The sequence below is a fragment of the Pseudomonas sp. Pseusp16 genome (genome assembly GCF_047324915.1).
Classification (GTDB): Bacteria; Pseudomonadota; Gammaproteobacteria; order Pseudomonadales; family Pseudomonadaceae; genus Aquipseudomonas; species Aquipseudomonas fluorescens_CD.
Genome location: NZ_CP168522.1, coordinates 2,687,878 through 2,705,516, shown reverse-complemented (window position 1 = coordinate 2,705,516; position 17,639 = coordinate 2,687,878). Strand labels below are relative to the sequence as shown.

The 17,639-nt window shown below is 55.8% G+C and carries 14 protein-coding genes and 2 pseudogenes; 8 read left to right on the top strand and 8 right to left on the bottom strand.

The window, feature by feature from the left end; all coding sequences use genetic code 11:
• Window positions 1-63: 63 nt before the first annotated feature.
• The 4 genes and pseudogenes from ACEN8Q_RS12055 to ACEN8Q_RS12040 all read left to right on the top strand — a co-directional run bounded on the left by ACEN8Q_RS12055 (window position 64) and on the right by ACEN8Q_RS12040 (window position 5,217).
• On the top strand, window positions 64-1,653 hold the full coding sequence (locus ACEN8Q_RS12055; protein ID WP_413421164.1) for a phytoene desaturase family protein: 1,590 nt from the start codon (window positions 64-66) through the stop codon (window positions 1,651-1,653).
• Between the two features lie 341 nt (window positions 1,654-1,994).
• On the top strand, window positions 1,995-3,089 hold the full coding sequence (locus ACEN8Q_RS12050) for a polyamine ABC transporter substrate-binding protein (RefSeq protein ID WP_413421166.1): 1,095 nt from the start codon (window positions 1,995-1,997) through the stop codon (window positions 3,087-3,089).
• Between the two features lie 131 nt (window positions 3,090-3,220).
• A pseudogene (locus ACEN8Q_RS12045) lies at window positions 3,221-3,886 on the top strand (IS630 family transposase); the annotation flags it as partial.
• Window positions 3,887-4,491: 605 nt separating this feature from the next.
• Window positions 4,492-5,217 (top strand): annotated as a pseudogene (locus tag ACEN8Q_RS12040) (alpha/beta hydrolase fold domain-containing protein).
• 148 nt (window positions 5,218-5,365) lie between these two features.
• On the opposite strand, the gene ACEN8Q_RS12035 reads toward ACEN8Q_RS12040, so the two are convergent.
• The 4 genes from ACEN8Q_RS12035 to ACEN8Q_RS12020 all read right to left on the bottom strand — a co-directional run bounded on the left by ACEN8Q_RS12035 (window position 5,366) and on the right by ACEN8Q_RS12020 (window position 9,399).
• Complete coding sequence (locus ACEN8Q_RS12035; protein ID WP_413421168.1) at window positions 5,366-6,388, bottom strand: transketolase family protein; 1,023 nt, start codon at window positions 6,386-6,388, stop codon at window positions 5,366-5,368.
• Window positions 6,385-7,233, bottom strand: a complete 849-nt coding sequence (locus ACEN8Q_RS12030) for a transketolase (RefSeq protein WP_413421170.1) — start codon at window positions 7,231-7,233, stop codon at window positions 6,385-6,387. The genes ACEN8Q_RS12035 and ACEN8Q_RS12030 overlap by 4 nt, the downstream gene beginning before the upstream one ends.
• A 17-nt stretch (window positions 7,234-7,250) precedes the next feature.
• Window positions 7,251-8,549, bottom strand: coding sequence for an MFS transporter (locus ACEN8Q_RS12025; RefSeq protein WP_413421172.1), 1,299 nt, complete (start codon window positions 8,547-8,549; stop codon window positions 7,251-7,253).
• Window positions 8,550-8,649: 100 nt separating this feature from the next.
• Window positions 8,650-9,399, bottom strand: coding sequence for an SDR family NAD(P)-dependent oxidoreductase (locus ACEN8Q_RS12020; protein WP_413705263.1), 750 nt, complete (start codon window positions 9,397-9,399; stop codon window positions 8,650-8,652).
• A gap of 207 nt (window positions 9,400-9,606) precedes the next feature.
• On the opposite strand from ACEN8Q_RS12020, the gene ACEN8Q_RS12015 reads away from it, so the two are divergent.
• On the top strand, window positions 9,607-10,521 hold the full coding sequence (locus ACEN8Q_RS12015) for a LysR substrate-binding domain-containing protein (RefSeq protein ID WP_413705494.1): 915 nt from the start codon (window positions 9,607-9,609) through the stop codon (window positions 10,519-10,521).
• A gap of 232 nt (window positions 10,522-10,753) precedes the next feature.
• Here the strand turns inward: ACEN8Q_RS12015 and ACEN8Q_RS12010 are convergent, their stop codons facing one another.
• The 3 genes from ACEN8Q_RS12010 to ACEN8Q_RS12000 are packed head-to-tail and all read right to left on the bottom strand — an operon-like array spanning window position 10,754 to window position 14,295.
• A complete protein-coding gene (locus ACEN8Q_RS12010; protein WP_413705493.1) occupies window positions 10,754-12,205 on the bottom strand; it encodes an NAD-dependent succinate-semialdehyde dehydrogenase in 1,452 nt (483 codons plus the stop codon).
• A 28-nt stretch (window positions 12,206-12,233) separates the two neighbouring features.
• Window positions 12,234-13,244 (bottom strand): dihydrodipicolinate synthase family protein, encoded by a 1,011-nt coding sequence (locus ACEN8Q_RS12005; RefSeq protein ID WP_413421178.1) that lies wholly within the window; start codon window positions 13,242-13,244, stop codon window positions 12,234-12,236.
• Between the two features lie 46 nt (window positions 13,245-13,290).
• A complete protein-coding gene (locus ACEN8Q_RS12000; RefSeq protein WP_413705262.1) occupies window positions 13,291-14,295 on the bottom strand; it encodes an ornithine cyclodeaminase family protein in 1,005 nt (334 codons plus the stop codon).
• A gap of 496 nt (window positions 14,296-14,791) precedes the next feature.
• On the opposite strand from ACEN8Q_RS12000, the gene ACEN8Q_RS11995 reads away from it, so the two are divergent.
• A complete protein-coding gene (locus ACEN8Q_RS11995; RefSeq protein ID WP_413421182.1) occupies window positions 14,792-15,904 on the top strand; it encodes an FAD-dependent oxidoreductase in 1,113 nt (370 codons plus the stop codon).
• 107 nt (window positions 15,905-16,011) lie between these two features.
• Here the strand turns inward: ACEN8Q_RS11995 and ACEN8Q_RS11990 are convergent, their stop codons facing one another.
• On the bottom strand, window positions 16,012-16,605 hold the full coding sequence (locus ACEN8Q_RS11990; RefSeq protein ID WP_413705261.1) for a TetR/AcrR family transcriptional regulator: 594 nt from the start codon (window positions 16,603-16,605) through the stop codon (window positions 16,012-16,014).
• A 331-nt stretch (window positions 16,606-16,936) separates the two neighbouring features.
• Here ACEN8Q_RS11990 and ACEN8Q_RS11985 point away from each other — a divergent pair, with 331 nt between their 5' ends.
• The gene (locus ACEN8Q_RS11985) at window positions 16,937-17,179 is read left to right on the top strand and encodes a hypothetical protein (protein ID WP_413705260.1); all 243 of its coding nucleotides are present in this window, start codon (window positions 16,937-16,939) and stop codon (window positions 17,177-17,179) included.
• 2 nt (window positions 17,180-17,181) lie between these two features.
• Complete coding sequence (locus tag ACEN8Q_RS11980) at window positions 17,182-17,637, top strand: hypothetical protein (protein ID WP_413705259.1); 456 nt, start codon at window positions 17,182-17,184, stop codon at window positions 17,635-17,637.
• Window positions 17,638-17,639: the final 2 nt, after the last annotated feature.

Genomic DNA, 17,639 nt, shown 5'->3' with positions numbered 1-17,639 from the left:
TGAATACAGAAGCATACGCTTCCTCTTCAATAGGCAGCATGCGCTAATACCGCTGAGGACAGAATGAACGATTTGACATATGACGTAGTAGTGATTGGTGGCGGGCATAATGGGCTGGTTACAGCTAACTATCTGGCCAAGGCGGGATTTCGCGTCTGCGTTTTAGAGCAGCGCCATATCGTTGGCGGGGCGGCAGTCAGCGAGGAGTTTTTCCCGGGTTATAGAAACTCGATAGCATCCTATGTGGTCAGCCTTCTGCGGCCAGAAGTGATTTCGGACTTACAGCTCGAGGCATACGGCTACGAGACAATGCCACTGGAAAATTCGTTCTATCCAGATATCAATGGTGAGTACCTATTACTTACAGCAGACGAAGAAGAGAATAAGCGACAATTCGCGAAGTTTTCAGGAACTGATTATTCTGCCTACCAGCAGTTCGAGCATCTTGTTGGAAAGGTTGGAGATATAGTTCGGGGGCAATGGCTACGAGAGCCGCCGAAGCTGGCCGGTGGAGGTATTCAGGATCTTTTTAGTGGACTGAAGTTGGGGCTGGACCTTTATAAAACAGACTCGGAAACACGGCATCGAATGCTGCAACTATTTCTCGGGACACCCAGCAGCATGATCGATCGCTGGTTCGAGAGTAAAAAAATCCAGTCAGTCATGGCTACGCATTGTATGCCGGCAACATTTGCTTCGCTGCATCAGCCGGGTGCTTGTATGCCGATGTTGCACCATGCGGTTGGTGAGTTGAACGGACGCAGAGGTGCTTGGGGAATAGTCAAGGGTGGGATGGGCTCGATAACGCAGGCTATGGCAAAGTCAGCTGTCGCTAAAGGCGTCGAGATACGTGTAAACAGCGAGGTCGAGAACATACTGGTTGAAAATGGCGCTGTGCGTGGAGTGCGCCTCAAAGGGGGCGAGCAGATATCAGCAAAAATAGTAGCTGCAAACACCGACCCAAAGCGCACGTTCCTGAATTTACTGGGAGAGCAGCATCTTCCCACTTCGTTTGCGGAAGATATCAAGGTGTTCCGCCAAGAATCAGCATCCTTGCGAATGAACCTCGCATTGAAGGGTATCCCGGAGTTTGCATGTATACCCTCGAAGGGAATTGGGTCGCACCATAAGGGCGGGATCTACTTCATAGAAGGAAAGGAGCATGTGGAGCGTGCCTATTATTCGGCTCGAAGCGGAATTCCTGCAAATCCCCCAATCGTTGAAGCGTTGATGCCGAGTACGATTGACGACACGCTTGCCCCGGCTGGCCATCATGTAATGAGTCTGCTGTGTAAATATATGCCTTACGACCTGTCTGAAGGAAGACATTGGGATGATGTAAAGAAGGAAGTGGCCGAAAATATCATCGATTATGTTGCGCGTTACATTCCTAATCTAAGAGAGATTCTGGTTGGCTATCAGTGCCTGACCCCTCTTGACTTGGAACGCATGTTTGGCATGACTCGCGGGGACATCTGTCATGGAAGACTCGAGCCAGATCAGTTATTCAGCTCTCGTCCTCATCCTGATGCCGCTCAATACTCGACCCCCGTAGCAGGTTTGTATCTATGCGGATCGGGTGCCCATCCAGGAGGAGGCGTTACAGGTGCGCCTGGGTACAATGCTGCAAAGCGCATCATAAAGGATAACTGATACTTGTAGTGCGGCCAGGGCCTGTCAATGGTTATTAGCCGGTTGACGCTGATGCGATATTGAAGCTGCCCGCCGGCGTTCATTCGCCTACCCGAATACTCGGCAAGAATGCTCTTGCGCTCTATTTGATGGGCAACATACCGGGCAATAAAAATAAGCCACGGTCAAAATCGCATTAGCCTCAACAAGTTTGAGTAACAGAAAGCTGTTTTTTGCGTTGTGTTGCCAGCACGACACTGCGAGTTCACGCAATAGAGATGTTGGAGCGGAATCGAGGCGATGAATGGCGCCTCTCCCAGACGGCATTACTTGATCTGCAACAACAATAACGGAGGAAGCAGATGAACATGAAGCAGATGCTGCACGCACTACTGGCAGTAGGCATCACGCTCGGCACATGCGCGTTTGCCGAGGAGCGTCAGGTCAATATCTACAACTGGACGGATTACATCGGCGATACGACGCTGGCTGATTTCCGCAAGGAGACCGGCATCAAGACTGTCTACGATGTCTTTGAGGCCAACGAAACCCTCGAGGCAAAACTACTTACGGGTAATACCGGCTACGACATCGTCGTGCCAAGCAGCCATTTCCTGCCTCGGCAAATCAAGGCTGGCGTTTACGCGAAGCTGGACCGTTCCAAGCTTACGAACTACAAGAACCTCGACAGCACTATTCTCAAGCGCCTTGAGGAAAATGATCCGGGGAATCAATACACCATTCCTTACATGTGGGGCACGAGCGGTATTGCTTATAACAAGGATAAGATCAAGCAGGCCCTGGGCGTCGACCACATCGATTCCTGGACGGCTCTGTTCGATCCGGAGGTCGTCAAGAAGCTCCATCGCTGCGGCGTGGCAGTGATGGACTCATCGGACGAGCTGTTTGGCGCAGTGCTCCACTTCATGGGCAAGAGCCCCAACAGCGCCAACATCAAGGATTACGAGGAAGCGTTGGATCTGATGAAGAAGATCCGCCCCTACATCACCTACTTCCACTCTTCAAAATTCATCAGTGACCTGGCCAACGGCGATATCTGTATCGCGATGGCAAACTCTGGCGACGGCTTCCAGGCCATGAAGCGCGCTGAAGAAGCTCACAGTGGCGCCCGAATTGAATACGTTGTGCCAAAGGAGGGTGGCAATCTCTGGATCGACGTGTTGGCAATTCCGGCAGACGCGAAGCACAAAGACGAAGCGCACGTGTTCCTCAACTTCCTGCTGGATCCTCGTAACATAGCCAAGGTCAGCGATTACATCGGTTATGCCAATCCCAACACTGTTGCAGATCCCTTGGTCTTGAAGGAACTGCTCGAGAATCCTGCGGTTTATCCGAATAAAGAGGTGATTGACCGTCTCTACGTCTCCACCTTGCTTCCTCAGAACGTGGTGCGTTGGATGACTCGTGCCTGGACTAATCTGAAAAACACTCAGTAATTTGGCTCGCTGGCGTCTATTGCAGACGGCTATAAGCATGGTTTGAAATAGACGTCGTATTATCCTGCTGGCAGCGCAGGATGAAACTCGAGAGGAGATTGCACGACTGACCGGGTTTTCTTGCCCGACGATCAGACTTGAAGCCTCACCTGACCCGCACCTTCAAGCTATCAAACGACCCGCAGTTCGAACACAAATTCTGGGATGTTATCGGGCTTTACCTGGCACCGCCGGATAAGGCATTGGTGCTGTGTTGCGATGAAAAAAGTCAGGTTAAGGCCCTGGAGCGAACGCAGCCCGGATTGCCTTTAGGCATCGGCCACATCCGGACAAAATCCCATGATTACACGCGCCACGGCACGGTTACGTTATTCGCAGCGCTGGATTACCTACAGGGCAAACTGATCAGCAGCATCGAGCGTCAACACCGTCATCAAGAATGGTTGGCCTTCCTCAAGAAAATCAGCAAGCAGACCCCCAAGCACCTCCAGCTCCATCTGATCGTTGATAATTACGCGACGCACAAGCACGCCGCCGTGAAAGCCTGGCTGGCGAAGCATCCGCGCTTTCATATGCACTTCACACCGACGTCCTGTTCCTGGACGAACATGGTCGAACGGTTTTTTCGAGACATTACGGTGTATCTACGGGACGGTAGCTTTGCCTCCGTGCGCGAGTTGGAAAGCTCGATTACAACGTTCATGGCATTACGAAATGCACAGCCGACCCGATACGTTTGGAGCGCAAAGGGTGAGGAGATTTTGAGCAAAAATCCAACGGGCTCTTGGGGTGCTTGAAGCCGTGCAAGAAAGGTAAATTATTTCGAGAACAGCACACTAGTAGGCACTTTCAAATAACTGCATTGGCTCTTTACAGACGAAATCGAATGTTCGCTCCTGGCCCAGTGTGTAAAAACTCTTTTGTATCTTGAGTGCGTCAACCAGACGTTCCTGGGCGATGCGATTGCCCAAGCGTTTGCCGCGATAAGCATTACTGATGGTCCAAAGGGGTTATGGAGCGGTTTAGCACCTTCTGGAGCAGAGAAAACCGAGGCTTTACGCCGCCATCGCCTTCCGGGTGCTAGCGGGTGAGATTGATCATAGGGACTATGTCCTCAGCGATGAGGAGCGAGCTTCCAATGCGGTCATTCTGCAGTGTGTTTCACGTGCCAAGTCATCAAGGCTGGTGCTTGATATCTGACTGACACTCCACGTCACTCTTTGATTGGTAGGCAAGAATTAGTAGTTGTGAACTGAATGCTATCCGTAATGAACTGCTCTCTCGAAGAGAAAATCCTCCTGGGTCGCTGCAGCAGGCTCGTAAGGGTTTTGACCACTTGTGCAAGCGTTTTTCGCCTCCGTCCGATTGCAGCTCCACGGCGCCGACACTCGATGGAGTTCCTGTGGGGAGGTTAACCGGTGTGAAGTCCCGGCGCTCTCTGCTCTATGTCCACGGTGGTAGTTTCATGGTGGGTAGCGCTGAAGGTTTTGAGGGAATCGCCGGCGCGCTTGCTGCCGGTACATCTTCCACGGCTTATGTCGTTGATTATCGACTGGCACCTGAACATGCATACCCTAGTACGCAGCAAGATGTTCTTGCTGCGTATGCGGCGTTACTCGCTAACAGCGAAGGAGCAAACGATAATGCTTTGGTGGGGGATTCGGCGGGAGGCCATTTGATCATGGCCGCCCTGATTCAGGCCAGGACCATGGGAATGTAAATGCCAGGTTGCGTGGTGATGTTTTCTCCTTGGCTGGATCTGGCTCTTACCGGAGAAAGCATCCATACCAAGACTGCAGTGGACTGCTTTCTTATACCTCAGAAGTTGCAAGTCAGTGCTGACGCCTACCTGGGAGATCAGGTCGAGACTGCTACCTTCAACCTGGAGGCTGACCTGCAGGGGTTGCCGCCGATGATGATTCAAGTGGGGGAGTGTGAAATCCTTCTTGATGATGCAGTACGTCTGGTGAGAAACGCAGGATCAGCGGACGTGGACACCAGGCTGGAGGTATGGCCCGGTATGTTTCATGTCTGGCAGGCGTATGCGCCGGCGCTCTCCGAGGGGCGTGAGGCGCTCGCCGCTGCCGTCAATTTCATAAACGGGGTGCTAGTACGGCAAGGGTCGTAGGCGGTTGACTCGCGTTGCAGGTGATTGCTTTGCGCTACCGAATCAGGAAGGCCGTCTGGTTTCATAGTTATGCCGTTAAAGGCTGAGGAAGTTTACTAGCTTGCATCGAGTTGAACGGCACCTGGGGGCAGGTGCCTTTTGAGTGCGGTTACAGCCAACCTTTAATCTGTGCGCAAACGGCTTGAGTTGAGATTCCGTAACGATCATGCAGCGTCGGCAGGGCACCTGCGTCAAGGAACGCGTCGGGCAAAGCAATCTGCCTGAAAGTGGGCGTCACTCCGTTACGCAGTAGCACCCCTGCAACGGCCTCGCCCAAGCCGCCAATGATCGAGCTGTTTTCAGCAGTGACCACCAGGCGACCTGACTTTCTCGCCTCGGCAAGAATGGTTTGTTCATCCAGTGGTTTTATCGTCGGCACGTGCAGCACGGCGACGTCGACGCCGTCGGCTTGCAGTGCCTTGGCCGCTTCCAGCGAGCGCATGGTCATCAGGCCAGTGGAGATGATCAGCACATCGTTGCCGGTGCGCAGGGTCTTGGCCTTGCCGATCTCGAACTGGTAGCCGTACTCGTCCAGCACCAGCGGCACGTTGCCGCGCAGCAAACGCATGTAGACCGGCCCCTGATGCGCGGCGATGGCGGGTACTGCCTGTTCGATTTCGAGTGCATCGCACGGATCGACGATCATCAAGTTAGGCATGGCGCGGAAGATCGCCAGGTCGTCCGTGGCCTGGTGGCTCGGGCCGTAGCCGGTGGTGAGGCCGGGCAGGCCGCAGACGATCTTGACGTTGAGGTTTTCCTCCGCGATGGCCATGCAGATGAAGTCATAGGCGCGGCGCGAAGCGAACACGGCGTAGGTGGTGGCGAAGGGCACGAAGCCTTCGCGGGCCATACCGGCAGCCGCGCTCATCAGCAATTGTTCGGCCATGCCCATTTGATAGAAGCGATCGGGATGGGCCTTGGCGAAAATATGCAGGTCGGTGTACTTGGACAGGTCGGCGGACAGGCCGACGATGTCCGATCGTTGATCCGCCAGCGCAGCCAGTGCATGACCAAACGGCGCAGATTGGGTGGCTTGGCCTTCCGAGGCAATCGAGGCGATCATCGCCGAAGTGGTCAGGCGCTTCTTGGCAGGCGTAGCCGTGGAAGTCGGAGTGTTGGCTGCGTTGCTCATTGGTTTTTTCCTTCTTCAAGGTTGTTCAGTGCCAGGTCCCATTCGTGTTCTTCCACGCGAATGAAGTGCGTCTTCTCACGGGTTTCCAGGAAGGGCACGCCTTTGCCCATTTTGGTGTCGCAGATGATCACTCGTGGCTGGGCGCCGGGATGATTGCGAGCGGCATCGAATGCCGCGACCAGTGCATCGATGTCGTTGCCATCGACACGCTGGGTGAACCAGCCGAATGCTTGCCAGCGATCGACAATGGGCTCGAACGACAGGATTTCACTTGAGTAGCCATCGGCTTGCTGATTGTTGACGTCGACGATGGCGATCAGATTGTCGAGCTTCCAGTGCGACGCCGACATCACCGCTTCCCAGGTCGAACCTTCATTCAGCTCGCCGTCCGACAGCAGGTTGTAGACGAAGGAGGCCGAGCCTTTGCGCTTGAGACCCAGGCAGGCACCGACCGCAATGCCTAGGCCCTGACCGAGCGAGCCTCCGGTGATTTCCATGCCCGGGGTGTAGGCGGCCATGCCCGACATCGGCAAGCGGCTGTCGTCCGAACCGTAGGTTTCCAGTTCATCGAGCGGGATGATTTCGGCTTCGATCAGGGCGGCGTACAGCGCAATGGCGTAGTGACCGATGGAGAGGTAGAAGCGATCACGCTGCTCCCATTCCGGGTCTTCGGGTTTATGGTTCAAAGCATGGAAGTAGGAGACCGCCAGCAGGTCGGCCGCACCGAGGGCCTGGCCGACATAACCCTGGCCCTGGACTTGCCCCATGCGCAGCGCGTGACGCCGGATGTTGTGGGCGCGCTGCGCCAGATTCTTGCTTGAAACCGGTGAAGATTGGGTTGTCATGATGAAACTCCGTTAACTCAACGATTGACCAGGGCGGCGGGAATGCGCAGGACTAGCAGGGCGCCGCTCACCAGCACACCGGTGATCAGGTACATGCCGATGGCGCTGGAGCCGGTCTGTGTTGTGATCCAGCCAATCAGGTATGGCGAGCAGAAGCCGGCGAGGTTGGCGAAGCTGTTGACTGCCGCGATGCCTGCGGCGGCAGAGACGCCCCCCAGCAGCGTGGTCGGCAGCATCCAGAACAGCGACGTCGCGGACAGAATGCCGGAGGCGGCCAGGCAGAGACTGAGGATGGAGAGCGTCACATTTCCTCCCATCAATGCCGCCAGGCTCAGCCCGATAGCGCCAGCGATCATCGGCACGATCAGATGCCAGCGGCGTTCGCGGTGCTTATCGCCACTGCGTCCGACCAGCAGCATCGCTACGATCGCGCAGAGGTAGGGCAGGCTGGTCAGGAAGCCGATATGCAGTGGATCGGAAACCCCAGCGTTGCGTACCAGCGTCGGTAGCCAGAAGGTGATTGCGTACTGACCCATCACGACGCAGAAGTAGATGGCGGCCAGCAACCACAAACGGCGATCACGAATGAACTCACCCACGGAGGCATGTGTGACTTTCTGCTGGTTGTCTTCAGCCAACTCGCGAGTGATCAGCTCCTTTTCTTCGTCGTTGAGCCAAGTGGCCTGATGCACCCCGTCCTTGAGATAACTCAGCACCAACAATCCGACCAGCACCGTCGGCACGGCTTCCAGGACGAACATCCATTGCCAGCCGGCCCAACCATGCATGCCGGCGAAGTGGTTCATGATCCAGCCGGAAAGAGGGCCACCCACCATGCCCGACAGCGGAATGGCGATGAACCACAACACGGTCATGCGTGCACGCCGGTAGGACGGGAACCAGTAGGTCAGGTACAGCAACAGACCCGGCGCCAGACCGGCTTCGGCGATGCCCAGCAGAAAGCGCAGAGCATAGAACTGCCAGGCGGTTTCGACGAAGGCGAACAGGGCGGAGACGATGCCCCAGGTGATCATGATGCGGGCGATCCAGACCCGTGCGCCGACCTTGTGCAGGATGATGTTGCTCGGCACTTCGCAGAGGAAATAACCGATGAAGAACATGCCTGCACCCAGGCCGTAGACCGTCTCGCTGAGGGCCAGGTCGTTCATCATTTGCAGCTTGGCGAAGCCGACGTTGACGCGGTCCAGATAGGCGCACAGATAGCACAGCATCAGGAACGGCATCAGGCGCCAGGCCGTTTTACGGTAGGCGGAGGAGCGCACGGTCGAAACCGCTTCGAGCGACAGGGTTGTCATGATGGTTCGATCTCTTGTTTTTATTGACCGCCAGGCCCTGAGGCCCGGCTGCATCATCGATCCAGAACCGCACGGGCCAGGCAGGCCCGCCCAGGTGTAGTCAGTGAATCAGCATGCCGCCGTTCACATCCAGGGTGATGCCGGTCAGGTAGGAGGATAGGTCGCTGGCCAGGAACAGCGCGGCGTTGGCAACGTCCTGCGCTTCGCCCAGGCGCCCCAGCGGGATGCCGTCGATGATCGCGTGACGGCGATCGTCCTGCATCAGGCCGCCGGTAATGTCGGTGTGAATCAAGCCAGGGGCGATGGAGTTGACACGAATGTTGTCGGGTCCCAGCTCCCGCGCCATGGCTTTGCCCAAGCCCAGCACACCGGCCTTGGCCGCACTGTAATGGGGGCCGCCAAAGATGCCGCCGCCTCGTTGCGCGGACACCGAGGACATGCAGACGATGCTGCCGGAAGAGTGTTGGCGCATGAATGGAATCACCGCCTGGGACATCAGCAGGGTGCCGCGCAGGCTAACGTCCAGCACCTTGTCGTAGTCCGAAGGGCGAATATCCAGGGTTTTCAGCGGCTGGGTAATGCCGGCGTTATTGATCAGAATGTCGATGCGGCCGAAATGCTCGATGATTTTTGCCACGGCCTGTTGGACCTGCGATTCATCAGCGACGTTGGCCGCCAGACCAAGATGACCTTCGCCCAGGCAGGCGGCGGCATCGCGGGCAGCGGATTCATCCAGGTCGAGGATCACCACATGGGCACCCTGTTGCGCGAAGGTGGTCGCTGTCGCACGGCCAATGCCACGTGCGGAGGCTGCACCGGTGATGATTGCGACTTTGCCTTGGAGAAGCATGGGAGTACCTCATTGTTCTTATTGGAGAGTGTTGTTGGGTCGATCCGCAGCGAACCGATGACCCAGCTTGTGCTCCACCCCGTCCCTGAGCAATAACGCAAACCTCACTGGGTGCTGAAAAAAATTCAGCACTCGTCATTTGTGCCGTTGGCTGGTTGAATGGCACGACGCCCAGTACACGCCACTTGCAGCGGAACAATGCTCATCATGCGCTCAGACGACGATGCTCCCGCCACACTGCCACCCCTGAAAGCCATTCAGGCCTTTGAGCAAACAGCACGCTTCGGCAACGTCGCCCGTGCCGCCGAATTGCTCGACCTGACACCCTCGGCCGTGAGTCATCAATTGGCCAAACTTGAGGCATTGATCGGACGACAGCTGTTTTTCCGAACTGCGAGAGGCGTGACCTTGACCCCAGTCGGTGAGCAGTACCTGACCGACGTGTCCGGCATCCTGCACAGTCTTGCGGTGGCAACCGAGCGCGCCACCAGTGATGTCAGCCTCGATTGCCTACGTTTACATTCATCGCCCAGTTTCGGGCTGCTGTGGTTGATGCCGCGTCTTGAACAATTTCGCCAGAGTCATCCTGACATTCAGCTCAACCTTTCGTGTTCCTATGAGTCACTGCACTTCAGCCGGGACAAGATCGACGTGGACATCCGCCACGGAATGCCCAACTGGCCCAGTTTCGAAGTGCGCACGGTGCGCAATGAAAAAATCGCGGTCATGGCGTCTCCCAAACTCCTGGAAAAACGACCCATCCGTGCCGTTGCGGATTTGTTGGACTGCAACCTGATTCTGTCGGAGGCGACGCTGATCAAGTGGCCACAGTTGTTTGCACAACATGGTCTGTCGCGCCCTGAAAAGCCTTACACACTGAGTTTTGACCGTTCCTATATGACGCTGGAGGCAGCCAGCCACGGTCTTGGATTTGCCCTGGAAAGCACACTGCTTGCGCAGGATTATCTAGCGCGTGGAACGTTGGTCGAGGTAGCGCCGGAGTTGAGTGCGGCAATCACCGCACACCACCTGGTTTTCCCGAGAGCGCATTCCAACTTCCCACGGGTCAGAAGATTTCTGGAGTGGATGCAGGCGGAGTTGGGGCATGACTTCAATTATTGATCTGGATGTCATTACACGCCGCGTCTCATCAGATTGCCTGGTGAGTGTCCGCTTTTGGCCGTGGCAGATGTGTAACTTGTGTCGATCTCGCAGAGCGAGACGAGGGTTTGGAGCCTTAGTGATACGTCTTATCAGTGAGGCCATGGAGCAAAATTTATAGCGCAGTGATGAATGCGTGTAGGTGAGGGCGCATGTTTTATAGACATACACCACCTCACCCACTATCGCCGGCTTACAAGCCGCCCAGTGCGACGTACTTGATTTCCAGGTAATCGTCGATCCCGTATTTTGAGCCTTCCCGGCCAAGTCCGGAGGTCTTCACGCCGCCAAAGGGTGCAACTTCTGTAGAGATCATCCCCTCGTTGACGCCCACCATGCCGAACTCAAGATTGTCGACGACACGGAAGATCAGACCCACGTCACGTGCGTACACATAGGCTGCCAAGCCAAAAGGTGTGTCGTTGGCCATCGCAATTGCCTCGTCCTCAGTCTCGAAACGGAAGAGGGGAGCAACAGGGCCGAAGGTTTCATCGTTGAAGATGAGTGCATCGCGTGGCACATCGGTGAGCACCGTTGGCTCGAAGTAACTACCGCCCAAGGAGTGACGCTTGCCTCCGGTAGCAATGCGCGCACCTTTTTCCACCGCATCGGCAATGTGCTCTTCAACCTTTTGCACTGCGTCCTCATTGATGAGCGGACCCAGTACCACCCCGTCATGCATGCCATTACCGACCCTGAGCGCGGCGGCGGCATCCGCGAGCTTCTTCGCAAACTGATCGTAGACACCCGATTGCACAAGCATGCGGTTGGCGGCAACACAAGCCTGGCCTGTGTTGCGGTACTTGGCGGCCAGTGCACCCTTTACTGCAGCATCGATATCAGCATCGTCAAAGACGATGAACGGCGCGTTGCCGCCCAGTTCCATGCTTGCTTTTTTGATGGTCGGAGCGCACTGGGCCAGCAGCAGCGATCCCACTTCGGTCGAACCTGTGAAGGACAACTTGCGAACGACCGGGTTTGCGGTGAGCTCCCCGCCGATTGCGCGGGCCGAGCCTGTGACGACGTTGCACACACCAGGCGGCAGACCGGCGCGCTCGGCGAGTACGGCCAGAGCTAGTGCCGAGAGCGGTGTCTGACTGGCCGGCTTGATAACTCCTGCGCAACCAACCGCCCAGCCTGGGCCGGCTTTGCGTGTAATCATCGCGGAAGGGAAGTTCCACGGTGTGATGGCTGCAAACACGCCGATAGGGGCTTTCTGCACGAGAATGCGCCGACCGTCCACATTCTGCGGAATGATGTCGCCATTCACACGCTTCGCTTCTTCCCCGAACCATTCGATGAAGCTTGCGGCGTAAAGGATTTCGCCACGGGATTCCACCAAGGGCTTGCCCTGTTCGGCCGTCAGTATGACCGCCAGGTCCTCGATGTTTTCAAGCATCAGCTCATAGAGCTTGCGCAGGACCTTTGCACGCTCCTTTGGCAGCGTCTTGCGCCATCCCTGCATGGCGCGTTCGGCCGCTGCGATTGCGCGCCGAGTCTCGGACTCGCCTCCATTTGGTACGCGCGCCACCAATTCACCGGTGGCTGGATTGCGGACCTCAATTGTCTGGCCACTTTCTGCCTGGACCCATTCGCCGTCGATCAACATCGCCTGACGCAGCAGGTCCGGGTCTTTCAGATTCAAGGTTGCGGTGCTATTCATCGGGCAGACCTCAAATGGAGTTACGACCGATGAAGAAGGCTTCATCGAGATCGGTGGTCGGGTTCAGCCCAGCAGCTTCCAGTCCTTTACGTAACACCGCCATGTCGCGTTGGTACACGCGTTGGGTAGGGTGCGGCATAGGACCGCCGTTGTAACCCTGCAACCAGCCTTGGTATTTCCACATCATGCGATTGAGAAGTCCGTTTGCCGCCATTGGCAGGCTTGCAAACGCTTTGCGTGCCGGATCCATTTTGTACCAGAGCTGAGTTGCCTCATCGTAGTTGCCCGCGCGGATCAACTTGTGGATCTGTGGAAGCAACGGGCCGTAATAAGAGGAGTAGTTAGTTCCACAGAACGGGATGTCCATGACCTGTGCCAAAGGCACGTACTCATACTCAAGCGGAGATGAGATAACGACTTCCTCATGGAACTCGCGGTGAACTTCGATCGCCGACATGATGTAAGGCAGTCCGCCTTCGGCTTTGATTGCAACGACGTTGGGGATCTCGTCGACCATTCGACGCAGCACTGCCAGTGGAATGTCAGCAGGGTGCAAGCGGCTGAAGCCCCAAGCCGGCAGCGGGAAGATTATTACGCCGAGGTTCGTCGCGGCGCAGATCGCCTTGGTGTACTCGAATACTTCGTCATAGGACTTCGGATAGAAGAACGGAGGATAGCCAAGCAGTACAAGATCGGCGCCGGCAGCTTCGGCTCGCTGCACGGCCTCAATGTTATCTTCCAGTGTGTTGAACACCGCGTGGTGAACGATCACGAGACGGCCGGCTGCTTGATCGGCCATGATTTGACAGAACTCGCCGTATTGCTCTTGGGTAATGGCTACCTCGGAGCAAGACAGCGAGCCGACGAAGCCGTGCTTGATTGCCAGTTCTACGTCGTGGCGAACAGCTTTCTCATTGATGCGTTTGAAGTCGGAGGTCATTGTTGGAATCGTAACGTTGGCGACCCCAACGAGTTTCTCGCGTGCCCAGTCTCGAGCGTCTTTCTTGTTGTAATTGGCCATGTAAGGCTCCTGTTAGTCAGGGTGGGTGATAGTCGTCGCTGTTCGCTCAGCGCTTGGTTTCAAAATCGATTGGCAATGGCGTTGCCAGTCCGGCTTCCAGTGCCTTGGTCAGGATGAGTTCCGCTACCACGATGTCTTGAAGACCACCGCCGACTGACTTGAACATCGGGGCCTTGGCTTGCTTCAACTGTTCGCTGCAGCCGCCGCTCATCAGGTCGGACAGGCTGAAGGCTTTGTGGCGGAATTCGATCCCGGCGGCATGGGCAGCAAGCATGTCTCCTGTCTCTTCCAGCACTTCTTCCAGGGTGTCGCAGATGATCAAGTCGCTGCGTTCCACCACTGAAACGTCTATTTCTCGCTGCTCCGGGATGGTCGAGCCGATCGAAACGACGGTGGCGCCCGGCTTCAACCAATCGCCAAACAGAATCGGCTTTTCATCGCGTGAGCGTGCGGCAGTCAGCACGATGTCGGCGCCTTCCACGGCCTGTTGTGCCGAGCCAACACCGCGAGCGGGTACACCGAGATCTCGTGTCGCCGCTTTGGCAAACGCTTCGCGCCGTTCAGGGGTCGGGCTGTAGACGGTTATTTCGGTCAGTTCGCGGACACTTGCGAACGCACGGGTGTGCATCGAGGCTTCCAACCCACTTCCAATGACGGCAAGACGAACAGCTTTCTGTGGGGCGAGGCGGTCAAGGGCCGCTGCCGACGTAGCTGCAGTCCGGAATCCAGTCACCAGATTTGCGTCAATGAAAGCGGCAATGCGATTGGTCGTTCGATCAAACAGAACGATGACGTATTCGATCCCCGGTGGCGCATCGCCCATGTTCGACCCCATCAGCTTGGCGCCGAAGTAGCGTCCACCTGCCGGAATTGCCGGCAAGGTGCGAAGCCAGGTTTTTTCAAGACTTGCAACGGTACGGGGCGGGGTAGCTCTGGCTGGCAAGTGTTGCCCGTAAGCGGCCTGAAGCGCGGCAATCGCATCTTTCCAACGGAAAACGGCCTGCGCGGCAGCGCTTGAAACGAACACGGGAGACTGGGAATTAGCGGTCATGCGTCGAGCTCCGAAACGGCAGAGTTGAAGTAAACACCAGGCGGCCTACGTAAGCCGCGCTCCGGCTATGAATAGCTATCTAACTGAAGGTAGCACTAACAAAACGATGCGTATACAAAGTATTGTTGTCTGAGATTGCCGTTGTCAATGGCTCCATTGCGTAAATCTAGGTTTTACTCGGCATGGTTGCGGAAACAAAACGGAACGTATAGATTTGATTTGTTCTTAGCAACGCCGATGTCTGGTGAGCGACATGAAGCGCGGGATGCGAGGGTAGTTGAAGGCTTGGACAGTCCTGCCCAGTGGATTTGCTCGTCGCTGCACTTGAAGCAGTACTGCGCGACGCCTGAAGGCTTGCCGCATATGACTACACGAGGGCTATACCCGGTCGCGGATGTCTCTTGCCGAGGCGTACTTCGATGTACCGGAACTGGCAAACAAGCTGTGTAATTGAATAGCAGCTACCACCCGCCATAGAAGCGGAGAGGAGACAAGAATGAGTCAAGTTAAACGCGTTTTGATTGTGGGCAGCGGAATCGGCGGTGCCACCGCAGCTTATGCACTGCGCAGGGCGGGAGTGGACGTCCACTGTATCGATATCAAACCGGGGATTCCCTCGGCAGGGTCGGGCATTTGCCTGTTACACAACACGGTCCGAGCATTGGACATGATCGGATTGGCGGAGCCTTGTCTCGACAGTGGTATGCGATTCGACGCGTTTCGGCAATTCGATTCCTCAGGTCAACTCCTGCGATCGGACCCTGCACCTCCCAGCTGTGGCATCCGTCGGCCGGAACTTGCTCGAATCCTGGAGTCGGCAGCGCAAGGGGCAGGGGCAGTTCTGGATAAAGGGTTGACGATCGAACATCTCGACGACCGTGGGGACTGCGTCGAAGTTAAATTCTCGGATGGTCGCGAGGCTACCTATGACTTGGTGGTGGCTGCGGATGGTGCCTACTCCAAGCTGCGCGATCAGGTTTTCGGTGCTGAGTGCAGGCCGCAATTTGCAGGTCAGAGTGTCTGGCGTTTCAACGCGCCGCGTCCGGCTCAGATTGATGGGTTCTGTTTGTACCGCAGCCCGACAGGGAAAACGGTGGGTTCTTTCCCGACATCGCAGGACAGCTGCTACCTGTTTTATCTCGAGAACAGCGTAGAGCCTCTGCGGGTACCAGAGGATCAAGCGGGCGCGATGATTCGCGAACGCCTTGCCGAATATACCGCGCCCGCTGTATTGGAAGCTCTTGAGCAGGTGACCGATGCCAGGCAGGTTATCTTCCGTCCGCTGGATATCACGCTGGTGCCGGCACCTTGGTACCGCGGCCGAGTAGTGCTCATCGGTGATGCTGCACATTCACCAACACCGCATATGACGTCTGGAGGTGGCATGGCCATCGAAGATGCCGTGGTGCTTGCAGACTGCATATCCAAGACCCAATCAGTTAACGAGGCATTGGCGATGTATAGCGAGCGCCGATTTGAACGATGCAAAATCATTTGTGATGCTTCATTGCAACTTTGTCGCTACGAGCAGGAAGACCCACTGAAAAATAGAGAGCAGTCGGCGGCTCTATTGCTGAAAACCTATCAATACTTGGGGCAGCCTATCTAAAGCACCAAGTTTACTTTATCTGTCAAAAAGTCCCGATTCACCTCTCAGGGTGAATGGGGACTGAGTCAACTCATACTTTTATAACGATCAGCAGCCAACAGTGCTGTTCAGTTTTCTGAGTTAGTTACTCCCAGCAAGTGGTATATGTAGTCGATATGCGACTTGGCAAATTCCTCGTTTAATGGGGCGTGGCCAACCAACAAGCGCATGTAGACTGCTGAGTAGATGATGTCCATAAGCGACTCGACATCGGTATCGCTTGGGATCTCACCGCTGCGTTTCCATTCTTCAAGTGTTTCTTTAACTATCGCGCGTCGCCCATAGTGGAATCGCTCTCGAAAGGCTCGTAATACTGAAGGGTCAGATTGTCCCTCGGCTATGATTTGAGCAAGTACTCGGCCTGGCCATCCAGAAAACTGTTCTACCAGTGTGCGGAAGTGCGCAGCGATGGCCTTTTGGGGACCGAGTTCAATTGGCAGTGGGGTCTTCAGAAGATGGTTTTCAATGAAGGCGTCAATCACGAGCAACGCTTTAGAGTCCCACCATCTGTAGATCGTTGCTTTGCTGACACCGGCTTCCTTTGCAATTGCCTCAATCGAGATGGCCTGAATAGAGTTCTCGTGTAGCAACTTGATGGTCGAATTCAGTATTTGCAGTCGAGTAGCTTCGCTGCGTGGTCGTCCTAAAGACTTCTCCTGCATAAAGTATTCCTTGATAAATGATTAATTTTAACAGGAGCGTAATGCTGCATTGCTCACTCTGCGGCGTGGGCGGCTGCCCGCTGAAATCGAGCTGAGACGTTTCTGATCGTAGCCAACAGACCACTCAAGAAGCAATGTAAAAAACGCTTTGGGTCTGGCTTGGCGAGTGTGGAAGGCCCGTGTGGGCTGACTCCGTGGGCAGATGAAGGCTGCCAGCTGACGAAATCGAAAAAAGTAAGCTTGCACAAAACGATACGGATCGTATATGTTTGTTCCGCGCATATGAAGCCCATCACGGGCACAACAACAAGAACGCGCGTAGGAGACAAACATGCATCAGGGTTCGAGCCTGAAAGGCGATGTTGCGACCGTTACCAGTGTGGGCAGCATCTGGCACTCAACCAGTGAGCAGGTGGCTGAACGTGACAAGCACTTCGCGTCCGCTGGTTTCCAAAAATTCCCCGTCAGCGCTGCCTCGGCGCGCGAAACCACCGGCTCGATCCTCGACACCGATCTCAGTCTTTCAATCGGCGTTCAGAGCTCCGCTAGATTCCTCAACGTTTTCGGGGAGTGAGTATGTCGATCCCCAATATTTCCAATCTCAGATTTGGGCGACGCAAGTTGCTCGTGTCCACCGCAAGTGCCGCTGCGCTCGCCATGCTGGGGGCGCTACCGGTGTTCGCGAAGCCATCCCGAGAGATTGCTCGAAAACCATTCGAAACCAGTCAGTTTGACGTTCGCTTTGTCGTGACCGACCGCCGATTACCGCAAAGCCTGGCTTTTGCCATTGAGCATGCCGAGAAGGGCAGTGCGCGGCTTGAAGTCACGAACGGGCTCACAAGGCTTTGGCAGGAATCGCTTGTGCCCTTATGGCGTGAGCAAGGTGGCGCTGTCACCGGACTCACCACGCGCGAGGTTTGGCATTGCCTTTCAGAACAAGCACGCAGCCAGTCGCGCCGTACGGTTGTGCTGCATCAGTACGACGTACCGGCGAGCCAACCCAATCCTTTGGTTTCATGGGTCATCGCGTGAAA

Bases quoted from the DNA above. Each gene is read 5' to 3' on its own strand.
- ACEN8Q_RS12035 (WP_413421168.1), bottom strand. From the start codon at position 6,388: ATGAGCAACGCAGCCAACACTCCGACTTCCACGGCTACGCCTGCCAAG.
- ACEN8Q_RS12055 (WP_413421164.1), top strand. From the start codon at position 64: ATGAACGATTTGACATATGACGTAGTAGTGATTGGTGGCGGGCATAAT.
- ACEN8Q_RS12015 (WP_413705494.1), top strand. From the start codon at position 9,607: ATGCGCTCAGACGACGATGCTCCCGCCACACTGCCACCCCTGAAAGCC.
- ACEN8Q_RS11990 (WP_413705261.1), bottom strand. From the start codon at position 16,605: ATGCAGGAGAAGTCTTTAGGACGACCACGCAGCGAAGCTACTCGACTG.
- ACEN8Q_RS11995 (WP_413421182.1), top strand. From the start codon at position 14,792: ATGAGTCAAGTTAAACGCGTTTTGATTGTGGGCAGCGGAATCGGCGGT.
- ACEN8Q_RS11985 (WP_413705260.1), top strand. From the start codon at position 16,937: ATGCATCAGGGTTCGAGCCTGAAAGGCGATGTTGCGACCGTTACCAGT.
- ACEN8Q_RS12000 (WP_413705262.1), bottom strand. From the start codon at position 14,295: ATGACCGCTAATTCCCAGTCTCCCGTGTTCGTTTCAAGCGCTGCCGCG.
- ACEN8Q_RS12030 (WP_413421170.1), bottom strand. From the start codon at position 7,233: ATGACAACCCAATCTTCACCGGTTTCAAGCAAGAATCTGGCGCAGCGC.
- ACEN8Q_RS12050 (WP_413421166.1), top strand. From the start codon at position 1,995: ATGAACATGAAGCAGATGCTGCACGCACTACTGGCAGTAGGCATCACG.
- ACEN8Q_RS11980 (WP_413705259.1), top strand. From the start codon at position 17,182: ATGTCGATCCCCAATATTTCCAATCTCAGATTTGGGCGACGCAAGTTG.
- ACEN8Q_RS12025 (WP_413421172.1), bottom strand. From the start codon at position 8,549: ATGACAACCCTGTCGCTCGAAGCGGTTTCGACCGTGCGCTCCTCCGCC.
- ACEN8Q_RS12020 (WP_413705263.1), bottom strand. From the start codon at position 9,399: ATGCTTCTCCAAGGCAAAGTCGCAATCATCACCGGTGCAGCCTCCGCA.
- ACEN8Q_RS12005 (WP_413421178.1), bottom strand. From the start codon at position 13,244: ATGGCCAATTACAACAAGAAAGACGCTCGAGACTGGGCACGCGAGAAA.